The sequence below is a fragment of the Microcoleus sp. AT8-B5 genome (assembly GCF_036705565.1).
GTDB lineage: Bacteria > Cyanobacteriota > Cyanobacteriia > Cyanobacteriales > Microcoleaceae > Microcoleus.
This window is the reverse complement of record NZ_JAUBUY010000015.1, coordinates 78,931-103,438: the sequence shown is the minus strand read 5'-3', so window position 1 is coordinate 103,438 and position 24,508 is coordinate 78,931. Positions and strand designations below refer to the sequence as shown.

The following is a 24,508-nucleotide window of genomic DNA, read 5'->3' as shown; positions in this document are numbered from 1 at the left end:
ATGAAATCATCATTTTACAATTTAATTGCTACTCTAGTAATCTTTACTATCTTTGGTAATATATCCCTTGCTGTCTCTGCTAAATCCTCAGCAATATTAATAGCTCAAAAAACGATTGTTCAAAATCCTGCTGAAGATTTATTCAATAGTGCTTTAGCCAAATCAGAGGCGGGAGACATTCAAGGGGCGATCGCCGATTACACCGAAGCCATCCGCCTCAACCCCAACTACGCCAAAGCCCACAACAAACGCGGCATCATCCACGGCCGCAATCTCAAAGATTACCCAGCAGCTAAAGCAGATTTCGATCGCGCAATTGAAATCAACCCCAACTACGGCGATGCCTACTACAACCGCGCCAGAGTCCGCGAGTTCTTAGAAGACAAACCGGGGGCGATCGCTGATTATCAGAAAGCAGCCGAACTATATCAAAAAGATGGCAATACCAACGATTATCAAGATGCCATCAAGCATCTTGAAATGCTGCAAAAATAGAGTGCTTTTGAAAACATAGTATAATATCCTTCGCTCTGCGTTCATCCGCATTCATCGGCGGTTAAACATTCCAAATTAACTATTCAAAAAATGCTCGAAACTTCCACCGTCACCGTCACCGTACCCGCCACAACCGCCAACTTAGGCCCAGGATTCGACTGCATCGGCGCCGCTTTAAGCCTCTACAACCGCTTCCAATTCTCCCGACTCGAACCCTCAGCAACCGAGAAACTAAAAATTACTGTTACAGGCTCTGAAGCCGCCAAAGTCAAGACAGATGACAGCAATCTCGCTTATCAAGCATTTATAAAGTTATACGATCGCCTGAACCAATCGCCGCCGCCCGTAGCCATACATATAGATATGCAAGTGCCGCTGGCTAGAGGTTTAGGAAGTTCCGCCACAGCTATTATCGGTGGGTTAGTCGGTGCAAATGAGTTAGCCGGTGCGCCTTTGAGTCAGGTGGAAGTGATGCAATTGGCGATCGAACTTGAAGGACATCCCGACAACGTTGTCCCCGCTTTACTGGGAGGATGTCGCCTCGCTGCTAGCAATGCACCCCCCCAACCCCCCCTTAGTAAGGGGGGGCTAACAGAAGAATTCCCTCTCCGTGAAGCGGGGCTAACAGAACAATCACCCGCACTTACCGAAGCTGCTAGCAATGCACCCCCCCAACCCCCCCTTAGTAAGGGGGGGCTAAGAGAACAACTTCCCCTTAGTAAGGGGGGGCTAAGAGAAGAATTCTCTCTCCGTGAAGCGGGGCTAACAGAACAATCACCCTTAGATGCGGAAATTCTACCATCACCCCCCCTTGCTAAGGGGGGGCTCACACAATCACCCCCCCTTAGCAAGGGGGGGCAGGGGGGGGGTTCATGGGAGATTTGCGATATTCCCTGGCATCCGAATGTTGTGCCGGTGGTAGCCATCCCAGATTTTGAACTGTCTACAGCCGAAGCCCGCAAAGTTTTGCCAGCAGATTACAGTCGGGCTGACGCGATTTTTAATGCTGCACACCTCGGTTTGCTAGTGCGGGCTTTGGAAACTGGCAATGAAAACTGGCTGCGCTGCGCCCTCCAAGACAAAATTCACCAACCTTACCGGCAATCTCTGATTAAGGGATATGAAGCGGTGCAGCAAGCTGCCCTGAATGCAGGGGCCTATGAAATGGTAATTAGCGGTGCCGGGCCAACGCTTTTAGCTTTAACGGATGTGGCTAACGCTGTTGCGGTTGAGAAAGGGATGGCGGCTGCTTGGATGGAATTTGGGGTAAAGGCTGAGGTAAGGGCGATCGCCCTCGATACTCAAGGCGCGCAAGTCTCCCTTTAGTTATTTCACTCCTAGACACACAACATCTACATAACCGTGTTTTGTAGGGGCAACCCCCCGTCGTTGCCCCTCTCCGTGGAATTATTCATATTTCTATTCTCTTCCTCTCTCCTTCAAATCTCTGGAAGATCAACTCAAGTCTCTTCTCGATAACTTCTGCCATTCCCTCTACAAAATTTTACCTTTAAAAAAAAGCAGTCATTGTAGGGGCGGATTCACCATAATCTCAGGCTAAAACCAACAATCTCAAAAATCCGCCCCCACCAACGGTAAATACTATTAAGGATCGCGAATTAAATAATTTACACAAGTTTGTGGGGACTAGGGGTTGGGCACTCTTAGCTCGCCCTTTCTGGACGGGCGGGACGCCCATCCCACAAGAACCATCACGCATTGTAAGTTATTTAATTCTCATTCCTAATTAACTGTGACGCAGCGGAATCTCTATCTGAATTTTAGTGCCTTTACCCGGTTCGGAAAAACACTTGAACTCTCCTTTGTGCTGCTCTACAATTATCCGATAGCTGAGAGCAAGTCCCGATGATATGGGTGGTTCCGCAGGTTTTGCTCCCAAAAATTGCTCAGAAATTTCGGCTGTGGTATCTTTGCTATGTGCGATGTCGTTATCAGCAATCTCAATCGAAATTCGCTGACCATCGACTACCTGAGTGGTTATCAAAATCACGGGCTTAAATTTGATTGATTCCAACTCCTCCAACTCTTGAGCCGACTCTTCCAAAGCATCGATCGCGTGATTGATGATATTCAGAAAAGCTTGATTTAGCAGACCTGCATAACACTCAATCTGTGGCAAATTGCCGAATTGTTTGATCACCTTGATGTCTCGCCTTCCCTCGCGAGCCGGCAAGCGGTGCTGCAACAACAACAGAGTATTTTCTAAACCGTCGGAAACATCAAATAACTGCCAGCCCGATCGATCGCTGCGGGAAAAATCCTGTAGCGACAAAATTATTTGGCGGATGCGATCGCTCCCGGTACGCATGGAACTCACAATTTTCAATAAATCGTCCAGAACGAATTCCACATCCATATCTTGTTGTTTTTGCATAATTTCCGCTCCGGGATTGACTAGCTCTTTTTGATACAATCGCAGCAGTTCAATTAAATCGGCTGCGTAGCTTTGGACGTGAGTTAGATTGCTGTAAATAAAAGTAATGGGGTTGTTAATTTCGTGGGCTATCCCAGACACCAATTCGCCCAAACTAGACATTTTTTCATTTTGCAGCATTCGATCGCGCGACAGATCCAATTCTTGCTGGGTTAACTCCAACCGCGCCCTCAACTCGTGCGATCGCTTAGACGCGCGCACCCGCGCCAATAATTCCTGCTTAACTATCGGTTTAAACAGAAAATCGTCAAAGGCCGCATCCAATGCTTGAACTTCATCAAATTGCTCCGGTGTTGTCAGCAGAATAAAATAGGCTGCCGCCAATTCTCGCTCGGCTTTCACCAGCCGGCACACCTCCAAGAAGTTGATTTGACGCGAAGTCCCGTCGCAAATTATCGCATCGGGGGACAATTCCTTCGCCAAGTCTAAACCCTCCTTGTCGTCGGAAACGACTCTCACCTGATGTCCCTCTTGGCTGAGTAACTCTTTCACAACTTGAAAAGTCACAGTATCCGCGACGATCGCCAGAATCTTTGCCATACTTCTATCATCTCCACAAATTACTTTTTAGGATACAACCGCCAGAATTGCGCTGACAGATTTAAAATTCCAAAATAGTTCAATTACATCAAAAAACAGCCCATACCCGCTCCCTCAAAACCCAAAATAGCCCATACCATTTTAGATTTTATATTTTAGAGTAAAAAATTGGTAATGACCGAAAACATCCAGGATACCCGCCACGTGATTCATCCGTGGAGAAATTAAAAACCTGTATCCGAGAAACTTGCCGAACGTATTTATCTCGCGCAAGTCAATGCTTCAATTCTAAAATCTAAAATCTAAAATCTAAAATCGATTGACTTACTGTATAATAGTTGGGAGCTTGCCTAAAGTTGTAGATTTTTTGGGGAATGGTATCACGAGAAGGTATAATTTTAGACGGGTAATGCAAAAATGCAAATTTTCTCCTTCGTAATTAATGTTACATCAGAGCTGTCGGCCGAAAGACTGCGGAGGGCGATCGCAGATACTTTCTCAAATTGCGCCAGGAAACAATAAAAAACTTTAAAATTAATTAATAGTATCGTTAAATTCACCTTCTCGGTCAGCGCCTGAGAATGCCAATTACCAACACCACCTCAACTTTGATTCAAGCCGAAACACTAGAACTATTAGAATGGCCGCGCCTGTGTCAGCACTTGGCTACCTTCGCGGCCACCAAACTCGGCGTCGCCGCCGCCCTTGACCTCGCAATCCCGGCAACTCAAGCTCAAACAGCCGAACTCCTCGCCCAAACTCAGGAAGCTTATCAGTTAGAGAGCCGCGCTGGCGGTGCTTTGAGTTTTGAAGGAATCCAAGACATCGGCACTTCCCTGCAACGAGCCGAACTCCAAGGTTTGCTCAGCGGCGAAGAATTGCTGGCAATTGCTACTACCCTCGCCGGAGCAAGGCAATTGCGCCGGATAATTGACTCTCAGGCAGATGTGCCGACGCTCAAAGAACTAGCAGCCCAATTGCGGACTTATCCCGAACTAGAGCAAGAAATCCATCGCTGTATAGACGATCGCGCTCAAGTAGCAGACAGAGCAACTCCTAAATTAGCAGGAATTAGAGTTCAAATGCGACAGTTGCGCGATCGCATTTATCAAATATTGCAGGGGATTTTGCAGCGCCAATCCAACGCCGTACAAGAACAGCTAATTACCCAAAGAAGCGGACGCTTTGTCATTCCCGTCAAAGCTCCCCAAAAAGATGCCATACCGGGCATCGTTCACGACTCCTCGGCCAGTGGCGCGACACTCTACGTAGAACCCCACAATACAGTCAATCTTAACAACCAAATGCGGCAGTTTCTCAGGCAAGAACAAGCCGAAGAAGAAGCAGTCCGCCGCGCCCTCACCGAGCAAGTCGCAGCAGTAAAACCCGATTTAGACAGATTGGTGGTTGTAGTTACAACTTTAGATTTAGCGGTCGCTAAAGCGCGTTATAGTTTTTGGCTGCAAGCAAATCCGCCGAAATTTATCGAATTGGGAGAGCCAGAATTAGCACCAAAAAATCCCGAAAAAGAAGATGAGGAAAAAGAAGATGAGGAAAAAGAAGAAAACAGTCAATTATTAATTCGCAACCTGCGATCGCAAATTACCCTGCGCCAGTTGCGCCATCCGTTATTAGTTTGGCAGCAACAGCACGAGCAAGGGTTTCCAGTCGTGCCGGTCGATTTAACGATCGGGCCGCACATCCGCGTCGTCGCCATTACTGGCCCCAACACTGGCGGCAAAACTGTCACCCTCAAAACCTTGGGATTGGCAGCTTTAATGGCGAAAGCAGGAATGTTTGTTGCCGCCCGCGAACCCGTAGAATTGCCTTGGTTCGACAATATTTTGGCTGATATTGGTGACGAACAATCTTTGCAGCAAAGTTTGTCTACTTTCTCCGGCCATATCCGCCGCATCAGCCGCATTTTAGAAGTTTTACACAATAAATCGCAGGCTGAAGGGGAAGAAAATTCCAACCTTCCAATTACTAATTCCCAACAGCAAGACGAAGAAGTCATAGATACACAGAACACTGTTTCTGCTCTCCCAATTCTCAAACCTAAATTACAAATTCCCCAACCCCAAATCCCAATTACCAATTCCCAATTACCAATTCCCAAATCTTTAGTTTTGTTAGACGAAGTAGGAGCGGGAACAGACCCCTCAGAAGGCAGTGCATTGGCGATCGCCCTGTTGAAATACCTCGCCCAACATTCCCTATTAACAGTTGCAACTACCCACTTTGGCGAACTCAAAGCCCTCAAATATCAAGACTCCCGCTTTGAAAATGCCTCAGTAGAATTTGACGACAATTCCATGCAGCCAACCTATCGCTTGCTGTGGGGAATTCCCGGACGTTCCAACGCCCTCACCATTGCCAAAAGACTGGGTTTGCTAGCATCCATAGTCGATGAAGCTCAAACCTATGTCGGGGGAGCGTCTCAAGATGTCAATCAAGTAATTGCTGGACTCGAAGCACAGCGCCGGAAACAGGAAACCAAGGCCAGAGAAGCAACTCAACTGCTACACCAAACCGAAAAATTGCACAGAGAAGTTTCTCAAAAAGCAGCCGCTTTGCAAGAGCGGGAGCGAGAACTAAAAATAGCTCAGGAAGTGGCAGTAAATGAGGCGATAGGGTCGGCAAAATCAGAAATTGCTCAAATCATTCGTCGCTTGCAGTCGGGCAATCAGACGGCTCAAAATGCCCAACAAGCGACAGAAACCTTAAATCAAATTTCCCAAAAACACCTGCCCTCTCGGCAACAACCGGCTAAACCCAAACCGAGTTTTATGCCGAAAGTGGGCGATCGCATCCGCATTCCCAGCTTGGGCCAAACCGCCGAAGTCCTCAGCGGCCCCGACGCTAACGAAGAGTTGAGCGTTCGGTTTGGGATTATGAAAATGACTGTCAAACTAGGAGAAATTGAATCCCTCGACGGTCAAAAACCGGAAACGAAAGCTCAATTAGCCAAGGTTGCAGCCCAAGCACAAGCAGTCGCTACGGCTAAAGCTAAGCAAGCAGCGGCGGAACCTGCAAAACCCAATCCCGAAATTGCCATTCGCACTGCTAATAATTCGATCGACCTACGGGGTGCGAGAGTCTCAGACGCAGAAATCGAAATAGACAGAGCTCTTTCCAAGGCTGTGGAATACGGAGTGCTATGGATAATTCACGGTAAAGGTACGGGACAGTTGCGGCGCGGGGTTCACGAGTTCCTCGCGAATCACCCGCAGGTTTCCCGCTTTGAGCTCGCCAGTCAAAAAGAAGGAGGTGCAGGTGTGACGGTGGTTTATTTGAAGTAGTCAGGATTGAGGGATTTCTGGTGGATTACTAATTATATGTTTGGATGCAGCAAAACAAGCTGGAATGAATCTATGATTTAGACTGCCTATAGGGAGTGTAAATGAGTTGTGATTTTTTTTTACGAACCGCGAAGACGCAAAGAACGCGAAGTTTGGAAAGAGAAGAGTGTTTCACGACTCATTTAGATTCACTATCTACTGCAAATGTGGCATAATTAAGAGTTGATTTCCCACTTTAGTAACTGCCTGACTCATGAAAAAAACTCCCTCAAATGAAGTTTTGGTGGGCGACTGTCGTGAAGTGATGAAGACCTTGCCAGAAAATTATATTTCTGCCTGTATCACTGACCCACCTTATAATTATGAATTTATTGGTCATAAATGGGATGACTCAGAAATTCAAAGGCGTATTGAAAGAGTCAATGGCAAGGGAAATAAAACCCTTGTCAAAAACATTCCCTATGGCAGTGGTTTAGCAGGTGGAGTCAGAAATGAAAAATGGTATCAAAGGAATCGTAACAACACTCTGGATTATGAAAAGTGGTGCTTTGAGTGGGGTGAGCAGCTTTTTCGGATCTGCAAACCGGGTGCGACAGTTTTAGTTTTCAACAGCACGCGGACTGTTGCTCACGTACAAGTAGCACTTGAAAGTGCTGGTTTCTATGCGAGAGATATTCTTGTTTATAAAAGATCGAGCGGTATCCCTAAGGGTGTCAATATCAAACAACAGTTAGAGAAGAAAGGATATGAAAATTCTGAAAAATGGGATGGTTGGCACAGTTGTCTGAGGAACGAATGGGAAGCAATCTGCGTACTTCAAAAACCACTGGTCAATAATTACTTGGAAACTCTACAGGAGTATGGTACTGGTCTATTTTATACTAAAGATCGGTTCGGTGGTTTTCAGTCAAATATTTTAGAAGGTATACAGCGTGAGAAAACCGAGGAGTTTAACGTCCATTGCACAGTTAAACCAATCGCTCTCATGAGAAAGCTGGTCGAAATATTTGTACCGCGTTTGGAAAATTCTATTCTAATCGATCCTTTCGCAGGATCTGGAACTACATTGCTGGCGGCGCAAGAATTTGGCATTAGGTATGTTGGCATTGAAATAGTACCTGACTACATAGAGATTATCAACAAGCGCCTTGATAGTTTCAGCGGTATACAGGGAATTCTCCCACTTTTTCAATAAGAAATGACTTTAAATCAAACCCGCTTATTGTTTGTATAAACTCAAACGAATCGTCCCCTGTGTAAACTTTCCAAGTCCCTTTTTGGCACGCTGTAATAGCTGCGGGCAAATTATCTTGTCTAAGTATTAAAAAGACGGGCTCGTAATTAAGATTACGAAGTAGTTCGCCATAAGATTTGAACTTTTTCAGTGTTCCAGAATCTCCTGAGCCAATACGATATTTTGTATCTATTGCGTACCCATCAACAATCAGATCGCACGGCTCATCGCTTTCAACTTTCAATGCTGGCTTAAAGCTACTGCAATATGTTTTACACGTTTCAGTAACTAACGATTGCCAACACATACCTAACTCACGCCCCCAATATTGCCTATTTTCTTTTTTTATTATTGGAGAAATACCAAACACATCCATTAAAATATCGTGTTCTTCATTCTCTTCTGCATAAATTTTTTCGGTAAATGATTTTTGGTATCTTGCTAAAATTTGCTCTAGTCTTCTTTCAGTCATCAGCAGTTACCAGTTCAGCTAGACTAACGGATAATGCCTTGGCTATTTTGCTGGCATTAAGCAGCGTTATATTCCGTTCCCCTCGTTCAACTGAACCAATATAGGTGCGATGTAATTCAGATAGTTCTGCAAGCTGATCTTGGGAAAGATTTCTGAGCTTTCGGAAATGTCTAACTTTTTTACCAAATTGCTCCGTAATATCCATAGATGGCGCCAGATGAAGCCATGACAACTATAATCTGACAGACTATGAGTAGCGACAGACTATAAGTAGCATTCGAGAGCGCTAGGATGTTTGCATTGATATAAGTCCCGATAGTTTCAAGGCACTGATTTGATTTCGGTCACTCTGCGGCGTAGCATGGTTAGGGGTAAAAATCTATGGGTTTTGCCGATCGCGATCGATCTTCCTTGAAACCGCAACTTTTCACCCGCAACTCCGTCCTGCAGTTAGGATTGCCGGAATCAAAGCAACGAGCTATGGAGACAACTTAACAGATGTGCTGTTGCCCACAGGCTGCAAAGCTTTTATCACTGCATACTGTTTGATATCCTGCCTCAACCTGTCTTAATTTCCCGTGCTGAAGCCATGCGCTCGACCCTAAAGTCCTCCGCTCCCACAAACGAAACCGGTCCATCTCCCAACTGGGAAGAATTGACCCGAAAAGCACCAGAACCTACCCAGTTGGACAACATTAAAGCCCAACTGGATTTAGTGCTGTTAGCCCTAGAAGCACTGGCAGAAATTGGCTCAGAGGCGATGCTCAAGGTAGCAGCCGAACTGAATTTAGAGCCAATGGTAGCCGATCGGGTAGCTTTGTGGCGGCTGCGCCAATCTAACCCGCTGCGGAAAGGCCAGGGAGGGCGCAAAAAACTCGATGTGGAGGAAGCTCGATCGCTCGTTTTGATAAGCTGTCATTTGGCCTGTCAGCACCAAGCTTTAATCCGCCGCGCTGTTGCTTTGCTCGAACAAATGGCAGAGCAAAACCGCGAACCTCACACAATCGCTTTGTTGGGAGATTATATTGACAGGTTCAGCAACACTTATAGCTCGCGCATGGAAGATGCAGAAAATTTATCGGCCCGAGAACTGACTAATTTGGCCCTCAAACTCCTGATCGATTTGCTATTTTACAGCAGTCCCGGCGGCCACCGCCGCCTCTGGCTGGCACTTCTAGACCGCGCTAAAAATTAAGCTAAGCATAATGGGAACGAGAATGACAAAGCTCCGCAACAGGCAAGATGCCTGTTCCACCAAAAAATTTATTTGTTGTGGAACAGGCATCTTGCCTGTTGCTAAAAAAGCTTGTTAAGAATGCTGCAAAATATCAGATAAAACATAGTTATTCCCTCTTCCTTCTTCCTTCTTCCCTCTTCCTTCTTCCTTCTTCGCTATGGTTCTCAAACGGTACACGCCCCCCACTTGCACGCTGGAAATTACAGCCAAAAGTTCGCCTCTATCTCGCTGGGCGGGCCAACCGGTGTTTAAATCTTTAAGTTTTGAGCTGCGACTCGACGACCCCAGGCTGCCAGATACCCAACACGTTACTATCAGGGGCGATCGCATTCAACTCGAAACCCTCCACGAAGCTGTTAGCACCTACGTCCAAAACTTGCTCGGCGAATCCCGCGATTGGGAAAACAACCTCAACTCTCAAATCGATCGTACCGCAGCAGGTCCAGACTCGCCAGAAGCATCGGATAACGCAGTTATATTCGATCGAGCCGTCAACACTGCCGAACTAGCAACCTGGGCCCCCAACACAGCCTACCTTCCGGTTCCCCCCCGCTTAGAACCCCGCGGCTTGCTCGCCCACAACTTATTTTTAGGCTCTTTGAGCGCCGCAGAATCCGGGCCAGTAGTTCCCTTGAGCACCCTGCAACTGTTTGACTTAGCCACAGCACTAGATAACTGCGCCGCCGAAGTGATGGCGCTTCCCAACCTCAACCGCGAACCCCGACAACCGCTGTCCTCACCCTGGCTCAAGGTGGCAGCATTGCTGGTAGCCAGCGCCGGCCTGACGACAGGAACTATCAAAATGCTCGATCGAACCGCCACCTCCCCGCAAACCGCCTCAGCCCCCGCCACAGCCCCCGCCAATCCACAATTGAGCACCGTTCCTGGAAACCCCCAGTTAGCTGCCGGCGTTTCCCCCAGTCCAGTTCCCGCCCTACCGACACCCCCAGCACCAACACCCGCAGCCACACCCGCTTTACCGCCCCTGCCGCCCCCGCCCATCAACACTGCGGCCTCCCCCAGCCCCAGCTTGCCCCCAATCGCCCTCGCTCCAACTCCAGCCACCAACAGACCCAGCCCCATCCAGCAGCCACCCCTGCTATTTCCAGCCAACGGCAGCGCAGCCAGCGCCCCACAGAGCGCTCCAGCTTTCCCTCAAGGGTCAACAATCACTATTCCCGCCCCCGAAGAACCGCCGATTTCCGCCCCCCAAGCACCCGCACCAGTACCCTACGTGCTGCCCCCTCTACCGCCGAGACTGGCTCCCGCCGTACCGCCCCCCCTGCCGCCATCCCTGTCGGCTTCCCGATTTCCTGTTCCCCCGCCCCAAACCTTCCCCAGCCCCATCGAGCCGATTGTCCCCCCAGCCAGTACCGAACTCCCAGCCCTTGAGGACGCTCAACCGCCTGCGGAGTCTGAGGATAACAATCAGGTGGCGGCGAGCAAAAAAAACCGCACTTTATTTGATACTATTCCTCAAGTTTCAGAAGCTAGAACTTACTTTGAGGAACGCTGGAAGCCTCCTGAAGGAATGGAACAAACTTTGGAATACAGCGTGCTGATCGATGAAAATGGGTCAGTTGAAAGTATTATGCCGATGGGAAAAGCAGCAGCCGATTATATCGAGCAAGTTAATATGCCATTAGCCGGCGAGCCGTTTGTTTCTGCCGTTTCTAATGGAAAAAACCCAAAAATTAGAGTGGTTTTGCGACCGAACGGTAGAGTACAAACCTTTTTGGAAGAGAGTGATTAGGAATGAGAATTAAATAACTTCCACTCTTAAAAGTGGGATGGGCGGGACGCCCGTCCAAAAAAGACGGGCGGGACGCCCATCCAAAAAAGACGGGCGGGACGCCCATCCCACAATAACTATTAAAATTGTAAGTTATTTAATTCGCGATCCTTAAACGCTCTCAAACACATTGTCGAGATGGGAAATCCCGGTTAATATCATGTCCGCTCGATTGACCCTAATATCCCGGTCGGGCGGGTTTTTGAGATTGTTAATTATTGGCAGATATTGTTTGTGAACCCGCCCCTACCTGATTTATGGTAATCGACCGGACATAATATAATTGCTAATCTTAAACAAGTTCAAATCAAATCAAATTTAATTTGTTTTCACTGTCAAAACTTGCGGCGGCGACGCATCGGGCGGATAAATAAAATCCACTTCTACAAGCCGCTTTTCTCCCGATTTCATCTCTAGTTTTACCAAAGGTTCCCCCTGCTGTCCCCGCCGCTGCACTAAATGCACGTACCGAGTTTGAGGCACTTTATTGTCATCATTATAGCGCACTCTGACAGTTCCCCTAAAAAAAGTTTGAGGTGCCGGAGGTTCTAAAAAACTAAGTCCTCCTGAAGTTAATTTGTCTGTCTTAATTGGAGTTTGAATCGCGACAGTTACAGTTTGATTTTTGCTGGTAGAATTGTATAGCGGCAAGCTGAGACTGTATTGAATTCCGTAATTGCCGTGGGCGCGGTATGCTGTATCTGGGTAGCGGACTAGCATTCTCGCACTTTGCACTTGATTTGTTCCCAGCATTCCGCGCGGGAGGCTGCTTAATGGGTAGGAAAATGCTGTTCCGGGTTGGGGAATTGCTAGGTTTGAGGTGGCGGGGTTGTCTGAGAGAAGTGCTCGCCATTGTGAACCTAATGCTACACCGGCAACTCGGCCGTAAATTATTTGACCTTCGGTGATTTCGGGCGGTGTGGGAGTTCGATCGCGCGGCCCGGCTATATTACCATTGTCTAATAAGTTTTGCCATTCTGTTAAATTGGGCGATCGCTCGTTTCCCTGTGCGTCAACTCGGGCAAACATCGCCAGACTGGCAACATAGACTATACCATTGCTGCGTAACCGCATCAAGGTCGATCGACCGTTTAGCGGCGGTACTAATTCCCGCACCGGTATCGGATGATTCATCAACAGTTGGCTTTTTCCCGGTGGAATAATTAACTGCGGATCAAAGTCAGACTGTCTCCTTCCTCTGAGAATATCATTCACAGCGCGACTTCCCGGCCCGGCGTAAATATTACTGTTTGAATTATCGACTTGCGGCGGCAATTCAATAAAAGGTGCATCGGGTTGACTGAGATAACTCGCAGCTTGCAATATATCTAATTTTACAGGTTTATTGCCCGGATTATAAACAATTACTCCTTGATACAATGTTCGCAAATCTTCCGGGGAAGGTGCGCGGGCTATGTGGTGGGCAAATATGTCGAAACGTCCTTGAAAGGGAAAGTTTAAATGTGCCGCCGGAAATCTTTTACTATCTGGGGGAAATGTCGAAAGCAAAATTCCTTCTTGCAGCACTAATTCTGGGCTGTTGCTGTTAAATACTGGTATGTTGTCTAACTCTCCGGGGAGTGGTCGCACTTCTTGGATTTGGAGGATTTCTTGAGGTGCGGGAGGGGTTTGGGCTAAGGGGATGATTGATAGAATTGGCAGCATTTTTTGAGATGAGTTTTTTTTACCGCAGAGGGCGCAGAGGGCGCAGAGGAAGAGAGGGAGGAGAAGAGGATGTGAATATTTGTGTCTGGGGGGGTTTGTACGGAGATTTTGCTCGCTTCTAGCAGAGATTGGGATTTTTACCGCGCCCACTGTTGTAATATGTATTTGTAAAATTTGGCTGTGTCTACTTTATCCATTGCTTGAATTTTTCGTCCTCCTTTTTTAACTTGTGTGCGTCCTTGGCTGATGCCTTCGGTCACAATTTCTGTTTCCCATTCTCGCAGTTGGTAAAATTCGGGATGCGCTAAATAAGCGGTTGCCAAAATGTCCCAAAAATAGTAATCTTGAGATATTGCTAGGGCATAACACTGTCCTGCTAAGTCGGAAATTGGATATTTGCGCTGTTTTGCTAAGAGATTGGAAAATTCTACAGTTAGCGGTACATTATTGGTGATATCTAAAGGACACATGACAACGGGAATTTGGGTTTGCCAAATTCTCTCGATTGCTATCGGGTCCCAGTAAGCATTCCATTCCGCCGACATATCTTGTCCGGGTTCCATATCTTTGCTAACATTGCCGATAACATTGAGGGCGCCTCCCATCCAGACAATTTCTTGAATTTTGCTTTCAATTTCTGGCGCGATATCTAAAGCTTGCGCTACTGTTGTTAACGGCCCCGTTACCATTAATGTGACTGGTACGGCTGCATCTTGCAAAACTCGCACCATAAAGTTTTGTCCGGGTTCTGATATTAACGGCGTGTCAATGGTTCCTTTTTCATTTAGAATGGGAAGTCGATCGACTGCAAAGGAATCTCGCCGAAATAACGCCGGAAATGGGTTGAGTCCCCGCACCGTACTCGCCGCCACCGGAACTTCTGAACGCCCCATCAAATCAAGGATTTTGCGCGTTGCACTCACCGCCGGTTGAATGTAGCAGTCCGCAGGAGTTACAATTACTCCCAGAGTTTCGACTTCCTCCATTGTCATCAGCAACACGACTGAGAGATAGTCGTCAACTGCACCGTCGTGATCCATTAGTACGAGTTTTTTAGACATTTTGCTTCCCCGGTCACTGAATTACTGTAAACTACAAATATTATTTTTTTTGTGCGAGAAACACAACGGCCTTAACTATATGACCACAGTATCACCTTACGGCTCTTGGAAATCACCTATTTCTTCGGATTTAATTGTTTCTGGAACTGTCGGACTCGGACAAATTGCTATTGACGGCGATGATATTTACTGGGTTGAGGGAAGACCTTCGGAAGCGGGGCGAAGCGTCCTCGTGCGGCGCACTCCTGATGGTACAATTAGCGACGTGACACCGCATCCTTTTAATGTTCGCACTCGGGTTCACGAATACGGCGGCGCTGCTTTTGCCGTTGCTGGCGGTGTTGTCTATTTTTCTCATTTTGCTGACCAACGTATTTATGTTCAAACATTAAATTCTCAACCCGAACCTCTGACTCCTGCTGCTAATTGTCGCTATGCAGATGCGATAGTTGACAAGCAACGAAATCGCCTGATTTGCGTGCGCGAAGACCATGCGGGTGAGGGGGAACCTGTCAATACTATTGTTAGCATTAATTTAGATAACGGCGAAGATATTCAAATCTTAACTCAGGGCAAGGATTTTTATGCTTCCCCTCGTTTAAGTCCAGACGGTTCTCAACTTTCCTGGATTTGTTGGAACCACCCAAATATGCCGTGGGATGGCACAGAATTGTGGGTGGCAGAAATTAAGGCTGACGGTTCTTTAGGTGAAAAATACTTGGTTGCTGGCGGGGTTGAGGAGTCGATTTTTCAACCGGAATGGTCGCCCGATGGAGTTTTGTATTTTGTTTCTGACAAGTCTAACTGGTGGAATTTCTACCGCTGGCAATCTAGAACCCCCCTCAATCCCCCCTTGGTAAGGGGGGAAGCAGAGATAGAAACCAGCTTGTGCGAAATGGCGGCTGAATTCGGACTTCCTCAGTGGGTTTTTGGAATGTCTACTTATGCCGTTGTCTCGGAAAGCAAAATTATTTGCACCTACACTCAGCAAGGCCTGTGGTATTTAGCGAGTCTTGATTTAACGACAAAGCATTTGACAACAATTGACACGCCTTACACTGATATTTCCTCCGTCAAAGCGCGGGAAGAAAATGTGGTTTTTCTGGCAGCTTCGCCGACAGAATCTAGTGCTATTGTACAATTAAATTTAGCAACAAGTCAACTAGAAGTTCTGCGAAAATCGAGCGATTTAAGCATCAACTCTGGTTATCTTTCTGTACCGGAACCTATCGAATTTCCCACGGAAAACAATTTGACTGCTTTCGGTTTCTTCTATCCCCCGAAAAATCAAGATTTTGCAGCACCTGCGGGTGAAAAACCGCCGCTTGTTGTGAAAAGTCACGGGGGCCCAACTGCTGCTACTTCTAGTAGCATGAATTTGAAAATTCAATATTGGACGAGTCGCGGTTTTGCCGTGCTCGATGTTAATTACGGCGGCAGCACTGGTTACGGCCGAGAATACAGAAAAAGACTGCAAGATAGTTGGGGAATTGTCGATGTTGATGACTGCGCTAACGGTGCTAAATATTTAGCTCAAAAAGGTTTAGTTGATGGCGAAAGAATGGCGATCGCCGGAGGCAGTGCAGGGGGGTACACCACTCTGTGCGCTCTTACTTTCCGCGATGTGTTTAAGGCCGGTGCGAGCTATTATGGAGTTAGCGATGTGGAAGCTTTGGCAACGGATACTCACAAGTTTGAAGCGCGCTATCTGGATGGATTAATCGGGCCTTATCCTGAAAGAAAAGATTTGTATGTAGCTCGTTCGCCGATTCATTCCGCCGAACGTTTATCTTGTCCCGTTATCTTTTTTCAAGGATTAGAAGATAAAGTGGTTCCGCCCAATCAAGCGGAAATGATGGTAGACATATTGAAAGCTAAAGGTTTGCCGGTTGCTTATGTTGCTTATGAAGGGGAACAGCACGGTTTTCGCCGCGCTGAAAATATCAAAAGAACTCTTGACGGCGAATTCTATTTCTATTCGCGGGTGTTTAAGTTTGAGTTAGCTGAACCTGTGGAGGAAGTGGTGATTTTCAATCTTTAGAAAAAATTAAGTTTGCAGTTGCTATGTCTTCGCTCAACGGCAACTGCAATCTTAGCATAATCCGCCAATTTTTAATGTGATTTACTTCACAAATTTTGCTGTTTACTATCACAAATTTTGCTGTTTATTGTCACACATTTAAAGGCAATACAGCTATAAATTTTTATAGTGCGATCGCCTTTGGTTGCCGCAGAAACGCCCGATCGCGCGATCGTCGAGTGAGAGAGTCAATTACTATGCAAACTCCTGTCCACCTGATTCCATCTGCTTTGGGCGAGCTGTTTGCCGAAGTGAATCAAAATGGCTACATTACTCTAGCCGATAGGTACGGTTTGATGGCTGCTATTTTTGACGAAAATTTGACTGAGGAAGACAAACGCTCGATCGATCGGCTGCTGCGCTCTGTGTGCCGGGGAAGGATAAAATTAGTTAACGAACTGTCTATGATCAGATAAGTGCCGATAATTTTCCTTGACGATAACTTTAAAATTCTCCACCATCAAAAAAAGTCCTAATTGTGTCATAATTAGGACTTCGAGGGAGGAAACCATTTTTAATTTTTGAACGATACAGAATTTACGCAAAAAAAGGGTGCGCTGCACCTTACATATTTAGATTCTGGCCCAACGAGTGAACAAGTTTAACGTGCAGGTATAGTTGTCGCCAACTGTAACTTGCTCAAACTTTCTTCAGGCTGAACATCCATCTGATAGCTGAGTGCCGAAGGAATACCGAGCACGCAGCACGGAAAATTATTGCCTAGTTCCTTAACCAGCGGGTGGTTGCCAGAATCGCAGCCCAAGAAGAGTAAATTTGCTGCTTCTAATTCCACCACATTTCTCAGTTCTGTAGCAACCCGCCCGATGCGTAAATGAGCTTTGAATAAACCGCGCCATTCCTCAGCCAAACAGCGCGCTTGCCACAGCAACTTATCTGCTACCTCGTACTCATTATTTTGACCATAAATTGCTTGGAAATAATGCGGATCGAGCCAGGTTTTTGGCTGGGATACCGATTGAATTTTGGTTGGTAAAGCGATCGCAGGGGCTGCACAATTAAGGGCGAATGTTTCCTCTAAATTAGACACTTTCTGCTGTGCAGCCAAGGCATTTGCCACAGCAAATTTGCAACTATTTTCGCCGTAACCTTTTGGCGCTTCGTCGATCACGTAGACTACTTGAACCGTGACTTCTTTAGTTGTTACTAAACGAGTTTGATGCGCCATCCAAAGGGTAATATCCAGAGCTATTTGACTTTGAGCAGAACTGTTGTAACCGACAATGAAATTGATACTTTTTGCCTGTTTTGTAACTTTTGATTTCTTAGAACCTTGCACTTTTGGCTCCGGCAGCAATACCATTTCTTCTGCTAAATTTTGGTATCCCAATGCACTTTCAAAACGCGCTAACATTGTTTTGAGATTCACAGGCTTGACCTCTATTAAGTGAATTGTTTTCTCTGTTCGTCGGGCGTTATTCGTCTTGGGTAAAGTAGCGATCGAGAAAATTCAAAGCATAGTTGCGGAGTTCGTAATACTCCTGGGATTCCCGCAACTCTTGGCGATCGCGCGGGCGCGCAAACGGCACTGACAAAATTTCACCTATCGTCGCAGCCGGGCCGTTTGTCATCAGCACAATGCGATCGGACATATAGATAGCTTCATCCACATCGTGAGTAATCATCATTGCAGCTTGTCTGTGATTTTCCCAGATATCCAGCACCTGTTTCTGCAACTTGCCACGAGTCAGAGCATCCAGCGCTCCAAAGGGTTCGTCCATTAATAACATTTTGGGTCGAATCGCCAAAGCTCGCGCAATCCCAACCCGCTGTTTCATGCCCCCTGAAATTTCGTCTGGATATTTATCGGCTGCCGATGTTAAGTTTACCATTGCTAGGTGTTCGTTGACAAGACTAATCTTCTGGGGGCGGCTAAGACTTTGCAAAACTTCATCAACTGCCAGCCGAATATTTTCCCGCACCGTCAGCCAAGGCAGCAATCCGTAGTGCTGAAATACCATCATGCGATCGGCTCCAGGTTTGCGAATTTCTTTTCCTTCCAGAGTCACCATTCCCCCGCTCTGTTTTTCCAAACCAGCCACTATTTTTAGCAGCGTTGATTTGCCACACCCAGAGTGACCGATTACCGAAATAAATTCGTTTTCTCCAATACTTAAATTGATATTTTCGAGAACGCTAAATTCTGTACCGTCACCATTTTTGTAAGACTTGAACAAATTCTCTATTTCCAGAAATAGACGATCGCTTTTGACGGAATTTTTGGTACTGGTAGAAGTAGATGTGTATTGACTCACGGTATTCTCCTCAAAAATAGTAAAGTGTTAATTGACTTTTCTGGCTATTGCCTAAATCCTCAAATTGGGCAGTCGGTTTCAACCGACTGTCTTCTATTAGCCAGGGAATTTATTCCCTGGCGGGACATGAGGGAAAAGGCAACATCTCAAACATTAAGACTGAAAAAAAGACTGAGGGCGGTTGGCTCGAATTTCAAAACTATTCAAATAACCCACCGGATCGCTTGGATCGAATGCCTGTTTATCAATAAAAAGTTCTGCAGGTTCCACTTGGTAATCCTCCTTCGGACAATCGATCCCCATTTCCGCAACAATCTGGCGGTAAAGGTCGGTTCTCCAAGCTTTTTTAGCTAATTCCTCAGCATTTTTCGGCACTTCTTTAATCTGTCCCCAGCGAGCGGCTTGAGTCATCAACCAAATACTTTGAGACTGCCACATAAATGTTGAATGATTTCCCGGTATTTGAGGCAAATTCTTAGGAATGTCATAGAAAATAGTTGCATCGGACGATTGTATGGTGCGGTCTTTTTCGTCAAACCCTCCATAGTTGTAGTCGCCAACTATTGCCGGTCGCGTAAATTTGTCGATCGCCCCTTGTTTCGGTTTCGCCCCCGTAAACGATCGCTCAGTCAGCAGCGCCGCTATTTCACTGCGATTTTCCGGCTTGCTGCAATACTGACAAGCTTCCACCATTGCCTTAACCAGCGAGTAATAAGTCTTCGGATTTTCCTCAATGAATGATTCCATTACTCCCAAAAGGCGATCGGGATGCCCCAGCCAAACTTCCTTGCCTTGCACGAAGGTAAAACCCACTCCCAAATTGCCTTGAATTGCCCGCGTGTTCCAAGGTTCGGCCACCATGTAAGCCTGCATGGCGCCAATCCTGATATTAGTTACCATCTGCGGTGGCGGCACAATAATTACCCGAAATTCTTTCAACGGATTCACACCCGCAGCCGCCGATATGTAGCGGACAAAGTATTCGTAAATCGAAGAACTCAGAACAACTGCCCAAACCCTGTTTTCTGGTGGCTGACTGTCAAAAAAGGCTCGAAATTGTTTGCCAAATTCTTCCAAATTGCCGTTGTATTCGTGCCACGGGCGCAAACCGAAATCCCACATAGCTTTGTTCATCGTCATGGCGTTGCCGTGGCGGTGAATTGTCATTGCCGCGCACAGGGGTGCGTGCCGCGCTCCTTCTGCGCCAATTCGGGCGTTTGTGACCGCGCCGGATACGACTGGGGAGGCGTCGAGGCGGCCGAAGATTAGGCCATCGCGGGAGGTTGCCCAGCTTGCTTCGCGGTTGAGTTGGACGTTTAAACCGTATTTGCGGAAAAAACCTTTTTTCCAGGCGATCGCAAATGGTGCACAATCGTTAACCGGCACGTATCCTACGGTTAAATTTGGTTTTTCTAAGGTTCGGGAATCGACAACCTGCTTTACGGCTGAGGCTTCTTCTGTGAGTCCTTTTGCCGATCGATCCGCGCTAATTCCACAACCAGATAAAGCCACTCCCGCCACCGCCGAGCCCATTCCTTGCAAAAACTCGCGGCGCTTCCATTCATTGGAAAACTTGTCACTCATACAATTTTAGATTTTAGATTTTAGATTTTAGATTTGAAGTTGTAGTTGTAGGGTGCGTCGCCACCAACCATCACAAACAAAAATCGACCATCGATGAGCGACGCACCTTACAGTTGACAGTTGATAGTTAACTGTTCGCTGCTGACTAATGACTGATGACTACTGACTAATCGCTAATGATTAATGACCGATCGATGCGTTACTAATTCCTGAACTTTGTCAACAGCAGCGTCGAGCCAAAGTCCAGTTAAGCCAATTACAAACACCGCTAAAAATACCGAACTCAGGTTCAAACGGCTCCACTCATCCCAGACAAAAAAGCCAATTCCCACGCCGCCTGTCAGCATTTCCACCGCTACAATTACCAGCCAAGCAATCCCCAAACTAATCCGCAAACCTGTAAAAATGTATGGCAAACTCGCCGGCCAAATTATCTTGGTAATTCGCCTCCAGCGTGGCATTTCCAAAACTTGCGCCACATCCAGATAATCCTTGGAAACGTTAGAAACTCCCAAAGCTGTGTTGATAATTGTCGGCCACAAAGACGTGATGAATATGACAAAAATGGCCGACGGCTCTGCTAAATTAAAAATCGATAAAGCTATGGGCAGCCAAGCTAGCGGCGACACCGGTTTGAAGATTTGAATCAGCGGATTGAGCGCCATCATTGCTGGTTTAGACATCCCGATGAGAAATCCCACGGGAATCGCAACTGCTGCACCCAGCAAAAATCCCACCAACACCCGCCGCAAACTCGCTAGCAGCAGCCAGCCAATGCCTATATCTCCAGGCCCGCGCTGGTAAAATGGATGCAATATGTAATCTAAATTAGCGATTAACGCCTGATAGGGAGTGGGAATCAAATCGCTGTTGAAGCTGGCAACAATCCACCACAAGCAAAGAATTCCCAAAAAACCCGCAGCAGGTAACAAAACTGCATCTCGGATGACAACGGGTTTTACACGCTTCCACGTTGCAACTCCTGCAACTACGATCGCAGATAAATTAAGCTGTATGAACATTTCAAACTCCTTCAGAGTCAGGGCAGGTACAAGAATCTTGAACAATACCAACCTGAGACACTGACGAAGCCAAACAATCTTTTTCAGAACATTTGGCTTTTCAGTCTCTTCTCAATGCCTGCGAAGTTAGCTGACGGGCTAGGACTGAGAGATGTCCTTCTCCTTAGTTTTCAAAATCAAAAATTACACTCAAATTTGGCAATTTTTAACTTTGCTTTTTAATTCTGTAGAGATTCGCCCCGAAAATTGGTTCCTCCGCTCCAGCCACACGCTTGGTTCGATCGCGCACTGCTGGATTAGGCTTGACTTTTTAAGCCAATTTCAATAAAATTAGCACTAGCATTTCATTTTGTCAATATGTCTTGAGGAGTAGCTATTGGCGATTTTAGATACTTTGGTATTACCAATCAATTTTTCTTCCTTCTTCCTTCTTCCCTCTTCCTTCTTCCTTCAAATCAGAAACCGAATAGTTACATAAACAGCCGCAGCCACCAATTGCAACGCCATCACAGGAAATCCGTAACGCAGAAAAGTTTGAAAAGAAATCCGGCGCCCGTGCTGCTCGGAAATTCCCGCCGCCACTATATTAGAAGAAGCTCCTATCAAACTGCCATTTCCCCCTAAATTTGCCCCGTACATCATCGCATAAAATAGCGGCAGCACTTCGATTGGAAACTGCCCTGCAAAATCTGGAGCCAGGATTTCTGCCGGTGCGAACCCGACATTGACAACGTATTGTTTTAGCAGTGGCACCATCGCCACCACCAGCGGAATGTTGGGTACCACGCTCGACATCAAACCCACAACAAATAACAAACCTAAAGAACCCAAAAAAATATTTTTTCCTAAAATAACTGCTAAAAAACCTGACAGATGACCGATAATCCCGGTTTTTTCCAAACCGCCAATTAGCACAAAAAATGACATAAAAAATAGCAGCGTGCTCCAATCTAAATCCCGCAAAATATTATTAACAGAATCAATTTGGGAATGGTGAGCTAAGAGCATTGCCAATGCAGCCCCCAACAAAGCAACCGCCGCCGGTGAAATAGGCACGGGCAGAGACTCTCCTATTACAAAAAATGTCAGCACGAAAGCTATAATTACACCGCCCACTGCTAAGACTCGCTGGTGATTAATTTTTGGGTGCGGCAAGTTATCCAAATCTTCTAATTTTTTGTTCCAGATTTCGGGAAACAGCCAAGGTAGGATCGCCACTAAGACTGCTACTGAGATCGCCCCGCCCAAACTTAATTGAGCTAGGTAATCTGCAAAGCTCATGTTAATAGCATCGCCAACAATAAATGTCGCCGGATCGCCCACGATTGTCAGCAGTCCCGAACTGTTAGCCACAAATACCATTAAAATCAGTAAGGGTACAAAATCTACCCCGACTTCTTCGGCTATTGGCGGAATTAATGGTGCTAGCAGCATGACTGTCGTAGCATTGGGCAAAACTGCACAAATTGGCGTAGTAATTGCGACAATGCCCAGCAATAAATTTTTGCCTTTGCCTTTAGCCAAAATAACTATTTGAGTTGCCAAATATTCAAATACTTTGGTAGGCTCAAAGGCTCTCACCATTACCATGACTCCGAAAAATAAGCCCAGTGTTGCGTGACTCCGACTGATATATTCGATCGCGTTGTTTAACGTCATCACGTGGGTAAAAACCAGAATTACCGCTCCCAGAAATGCCGCAACTGTTAGGTGTATCCATTCTGTAATTATTAAGAAAACTACACATATAAATGTTGTTGCAGCAATCACAGCTTGTACGTTTTCCATTTATTCCCCTGAAAAATTTAAAACTTAAAATTAAAAACTATTAGTGTGAGGCAATCTACTACTTTATGGCTCTTCTGTCAATAGGTTGAAGGGCTGATTATTGTAGTAACAAGCTGGGATCGACCCCTAGAGAGAGTTCCGGCACTGGGAAAAAATCACATCTAAACTACTTCTTTTGGCAGGGTCGCGATCGCCCGAAGTTTGATATGGCGATCTGGCGATCGCTCCACTACAATGAAGCATGGGCAATCTCTGCCAAACTCAACCCCCACGCAGACATCATGGACTACAGCCAAGTGCTCGCCGACAAAACCGATACTATCGTCAAGAAGTGGATTGAAGCAGTTCGTCAGGATCGGAAAATTGAAAGCGCTGAGGCATTACCGCACTCAGCAATCGAAAATCACATACCTCACCTGCTGGCGGCGATGGCCACAGTGCTTTCCCAATATCAAAACAGCGAAATAAAACTAATAATTGAAGCCAGTTTAGATCACGGATTTCTCAGAGCAGAACAAGGCTACGACGCAGCAGAAGTAGCCAGGGAATACCACTTATTGCGTCAAGTAATATTCTCGCAGTTAGAATCAGAATTGCTAGCAGGAACCACCGCCGACGTATTCAGAGCTTTTAGGCTGATAGATGCCGTAGTAGACGAAGCAATTGCCCAGTGTTTCAATAGCTACGTCGCTCAGAGGCTCCAGGAACTTCAACAAATTCAAACTCAGTTAAAACTCACCAATCAAGAACTCGCTCGCCTCGTCAGCGTTAATAAAGAAAACGTTTACCATTTAGCTCACGAACTCAAGACTCCTCTCAACTCCATTATTGGTTATTCCGAACTGTTCTTGCGCCAAGAAAAATGGCAATCTGAAATTAAAGATACCCTCCCAGGTATCGAACACATCGAGCGAGTATTGCGTAATGGCAGACAGTTGCTTCGCCTGATTAATGACACACTAGAACTTTCTCGCGCCGAGGCAGGAAAAATTAAACTTAACTTGCGGCCAACTAATGTACGATCGGTAATTAACACCGTAGTAGAAATGATGCAGCCAATTGCTGATGCTAAAGGACTAAAGCTCGCCGTTACCAGCGACGGCGGCCCAACACAAGTAATCTCCGACTATGGGCGGCTGCAACAAATTCTGATCAACCTGCTGAGCAATGCCATTCGCTATACAGAATCTGGTAGCATCGAATTAAGTTGCCGCCATGCTGGAGAAGGAAATTGGGCGATCGCAATTACAGATACCGGCATTGGCATCGCCCCCGAAGATACAAACCGCATCTTTGACCCCTTCTTTCAAGCAGGAGAAGCAGGCAAACAGCTCTTTCCTACCGACAGCACCGGTCTGGGATTAGCGATAGTATCGCGGCTCGTCACGCTGCTGCAAGGCAAAATCGAGTTAGTATCAGAAATAGGAGTCGGCTCAACTTTTACCGTGATTCTGCCGCAAGAAGTTAAAATACTCCAAGAAGTAAGCTAAACATTAAGTTCAAATTTT

General features: G+C 46.4%; 19 protein-coding genes and 1 riboswitch. Of the genes, 9 read left to right on the top strand and 10 right to left on the bottom strand.

Annotated elements, in window-relative coordinates:
- Both QUB39_RS12905 and QUB39_RS12900 read left to right on the top strand, forming a co-directional pair.
- Window positions 1–495, top strand: a complete 495-nt coding sequence (locus QUB39_RS12905) for a tetratricopeptide repeat protein (RefSeq protein WP_333207678.1) — start codon at window positions 1–3, stop codon at window positions 493–495.
- Between the two features lie 90 nt (window positions 496–585).
- Complete coding sequence (locus QUB39_RS12900; RefSeq protein WP_333055704.1) at window positions 586–1,821, top strand: homoserine kinase; 1,236 nt, start codon at window positions 586–588, stop codon at window positions 1,819–1,821.
- Between the two features lie 421 nt (window positions 1,822–2,242).
- Here QUB39_RS12900 and QUB39_RS12895 read toward each other — a convergent pair whose 3' ends face one another.
- Window positions 2,243–3,490 (bottom strand): response regulator, encoded by a 1,248-nt coding sequence (locus QUB39_RS12895; protein WP_333207679.1) that lies wholly within the window; start codon window positions 3,488–3,490, stop codon window positions 2,243–2,245.
- 608 nt (window positions 3,491–4,098) lie between these two features.
- Between QUB39_RS12895 and QUB39_RS12890 the strand changes: the two genes are divergently transcribed.
- Complete coding sequence (locus QUB39_RS12890; RefSeq protein ID WP_333207796.1) at window positions 4,099–6,792, top strand: endonuclease MutS2; 2,694 nt, start codon at window positions 4,099–4,101, stop codon at window positions 6,790–6,792.
- 253 nt (window positions 6,793–7,045) lie between these two features.
- Window positions 7,046–7,987 (top strand): site-specific DNA-methyltransferase, encoded by a 942-nt coding sequence (locus QUB39_RS12885; protein ID WP_333055706.1) that lies wholly within the window; start codon window positions 7,046–7,048, stop codon window positions 7,985–7,987.
- On the opposite strand, the gene QUB39_RS12880 is transcribed toward QUB39_RS12885, so the two are convergent.
- A complete protein-coding gene (locus QUB39_RS12880) occupies window positions 7,950–8,498 on the bottom strand; it encodes a hypothetical protein (RefSeq protein ID WP_333055707.1) in 549 nt (182 codons plus the stop codon). The two genes, QUB39_RS12885 and QUB39_RS12880, sit on opposite strands and share 38 nt — an antisense overlap.
- Complete coding sequence (locus QUB39_RS12875; protein WP_333044298.1) at window positions 8,491–8,703, bottom strand: helix-turn-helix transcriptional regulator; 213 nt, start codon at window positions 8,701–8,703, stop codon at window positions 8,491–8,493. Before QUB39_RS12875 ends, QUB39_RS12880 begins: the two co-directional genes overlap by 8 nt.
- Window positions 8,704–9,087: 384 nt before the next feature.
- Between QUB39_RS12875 and QUB39_RS12870 the strand changes: the two genes are divergently transcribed.
- Window positions 9,088–9,693, top strand: a complete 606-nt coding sequence (locus tag QUB39_RS12870) for a DUF3038 domain-containing protein (protein ID WP_333055708.1) — start codon at window positions 9,088–9,090, stop codon at window positions 9,691–9,693.
- A 199-nt stretch (window positions 9,694–9,892) separates the two neighbouring features.
- Window positions 9,893–11,488 (top strand): DUF4335 domain-containing protein, encoded by a 1,596-nt coding sequence (locus tag QUB39_RS12865; RefSeq protein WP_333207680.1) that lies wholly within the window; start codon window positions 9,893–9,895, stop codon window positions 11,486–11,488.
- A gap of 357 nt (window positions 11,489–11,845) precedes the next feature.
- Here the strand turns inward: QUB39_RS12865 and QUB39_RS12860 are convergent, their stop codons facing one another.
- Window positions 11,846–13,192 carry a DUF3370 domain-containing protein gene (locus QUB39_RS12860; RefSeq protein ID WP_333055710.1) on the bottom strand — a complete coding sequence of 449 codons (1,347 nt, stop codon included), beginning with the start codon at window positions 13,190–13,192 and terminating at the stop codon, window positions 11,846–11,848.
- A gap of 137 nt (window positions 13,193–13,329) precedes the next feature.
- A complete protein-coding gene (locus tag QUB39_RS12855; protein ID WP_333207681.1) occupies window positions 13,330–14,253 on the bottom strand; it encodes a nucleoside hydrolase in 924 nt (307 codons plus the stop codon).
- Window positions 14,254–14,332: 79 nt separating this feature from the next.
- Between QUB39_RS12855 and QUB39_RS12850 the strand changes: the two genes are divergently transcribed.
- Complete coding sequence (locus tag QUB39_RS12850; protein WP_333207682.1) at window positions 14,333–16,294, top strand: S9 family peptidase; 1,962 nt, start codon at window positions 14,333–14,335, stop codon at window positions 16,292–16,294.
- A 236-nt stretch (window positions 16,295–16,530) separates the two neighbouring features.
- Window positions 16,531–16,749: a hypothetical protein gene (locus QUB39_RS12845; RefSeq protein WP_006632461.1), complete on the top strand. Its 219-nt coding sequence runs from the start codon at window positions 16,531–16,533 to the stop codon at window positions 16,747–16,749.
- A gap of 185 nt (window positions 16,750–16,934) precedes the next feature.
- Here QUB39_RS12845 and QUB39_RS12840 read toward each other — a convergent pair whose 3' ends face one another.
- From QUB39_RS12840 to QUB39_RS12820, 5 genes are all read right to left on the bottom strand, one after another.
- Window positions 16,935–17,720 (bottom strand): universal stress protein, encoded by a 786-nt coding sequence (locus QUB39_RS12840; protein WP_333207683.1) that lies wholly within the window; start codon window positions 17,718–17,720, stop codon window positions 16,935–16,937.
- A 46-nt stretch (window positions 17,721–17,766) separates the two neighbouring features.
- On the bottom strand, window positions 17,767–18,606 hold the full coding sequence (locus tag QUB39_RS12835) for a nitrate ABC transporter ATP-binding protein (protein WP_333207684.1): 840 nt from the start codon (window positions 18,604–18,606) through the stop codon (window positions 17,767–17,769).
- A 153-nt stretch (window positions 18,607–18,759) separates the two neighbouring features.
- Entirely contained in the window at window positions 18,760–20,190 is a 1,431-nt protein-coding gene (locus tag QUB39_RS12830; protein WP_333207685.1) for an ABC transporter substrate-binding protein, read from the bottom strand.
- A gap of 173 nt (window positions 20,191–20,363) precedes the next feature.
- Window positions 20,364–21,212 (bottom strand): nitrate ABC transporter permease, encoded by an 849-nt coding sequence (ntrB, locus tag QUB39_RS12825; protein ID WP_333055717.1) that lies wholly within the window; start codon window positions 21,210–21,212, stop codon window positions 20,364–20,366.
- Between the two features lie 100 nt (window positions 21,213–21,312).
- Window positions 21,313–21,525: riboswitch (cyclic di-AMP (ydaO/yuaA leader) on the bottom strand.
- A gap of 137 nt (window positions 21,526–21,662) precedes the next feature.
- A complete protein-coding gene (locus tag QUB39_RS12820) occupies window positions 21,663–23,000 on the bottom strand; it encodes an ArsB/NhaD family transporter (protein ID WP_333207686.1) in 1,338 nt (445 codons plus the stop codon).
- 206 nt (window positions 23,001–23,206) lie between these two features.
- Here QUB39_RS12820 and QUB39_RS12815 point away from each other — a divergent pair, with 206 nt between their 5' ends.
- The gene (locus tag QUB39_RS12815; RefSeq protein WP_333055719.1) at window positions 23,207–24,490 is read left to right on the top strand and encodes a HAMP domain-containing sensor histidine kinase; all 1,284 of its coding nucleotides are present in this window, start codon (window positions 23,207–23,209) and stop codon (window positions 24,488–24,490) included.
- Window positions 24,491–24,508 lie beyond the last annotated feature (18 nt).

Excerpts from the sequence above, each read along its gene's own strand:
- QUB39_RS12885 (WP_333055706.1), top strand. The coding sequence starts at position 7,046 with ATGAAAAAAACTCCCTCAAATGAAGTTTTGGTGGGCGACTGTCGTGAA.
- QUB39_RS12880 (WP_333055707.1), bottom strand. The coding sequence starts at position 8,498 with ATGACTGAAAGAAGACTAGAGCAAATTTTAGCAAGATACCAAAAATCA.
- QUB39_RS12875 (WP_333044298.1), bottom strand. The coding sequence starts at position 8,703 with ATGGATATTACGGAGCAATTTGGTAAAAAAGTTAGACATTTCCGAAAG.
- QUB39_RS12850 (WP_333207682.1), top strand. The coding sequence starts at position 14,333 with ATGACCACAGTATCACCTTACGGCTCTTGGAAATCACCTATTTCTTCG.
- QUB39_RS12855 (WP_333207681.1), bottom strand. The coding sequence starts at position 14,253 with ATGTCTAAAAAACTCGTACTAATGGATCACGACGGTGCAGTTGACGAC.
- QUB39_RS12815 (WP_333055719.1), top strand. The coding sequence starts at position 23,207 with ATGGCGATCTGGCGATCGCTCCACTACAATGAAGCATGGGCAATCTCT.
- QUB39_RS12905 (WP_333207678.1), top strand. The coding sequence starts at position 1 with ATGAAATCATCATTTTACAATTTAATTGCTACTCTAGTAATCTTTACT.
- QUB39_RS12895 (WP_333207679.1), bottom strand. The coding sequence starts at position 3,490 with ATGGCAAAGATTCTGGCGATCGTCGCGGATACTGTGACTTTTCAAGTT.
- QUB39_RS12870 (WP_333055708.1), top strand. The coding sequence starts at position 9,088 with ATGCGCTCGACCCTAAAGTCCTCCGCTCCCACAAACGAAACCGGTCCA.
- QUB39_RS12860 (WP_333055710.1), bottom strand. The coding sequence starts at position 13,192 with ATGCTGCCAATTCTATCAATCATCCCCTTAGCCCAAACCCCTCCCGCA.
- QUB39_RS12830 (WP_333207685.1), bottom strand. The coding sequence starts at position 20,190 with ATGAGTGACAAGTTTTCCAATGAATGGAAGCGCCGCGAGTTTTTGCAA.
- ntrB (WP_333055717.1), bottom strand. The coding sequence starts at position 21,212 with ATGTTCATACAGCTTAATTTATCTGCGATCGTAGTTGCAGGAGTTGCA.
- QUB39_RS12845 (WP_006632461.1), top strand. The coding sequence starts at position 16,531 with ATGCAAACTCCTGTCCACCTGATTCCATCTGCTTTGGGCGAGCTGTTT.
- QUB39_RS12900 (WP_333055704.1), top strand. The coding sequence starts at position 586 with ATGCTCGAAACTTCCACCGTCACCGTCACCGTACCCGCCACAACCGCC.
- QUB39_RS12865 (WP_333207680.1), top strand. The coding sequence starts at position 9,893 with ATGGTTCTCAAACGGTACACGCCCCCCACTTGCACGCTGGAAATTACA.
- QUB39_RS12820 (WP_333207686.1), bottom strand. The coding sequence starts at position 23,000 with ATGGAAAACGTACAAGCTGTGATTGCTGCAACAACATTTATATGTGTA.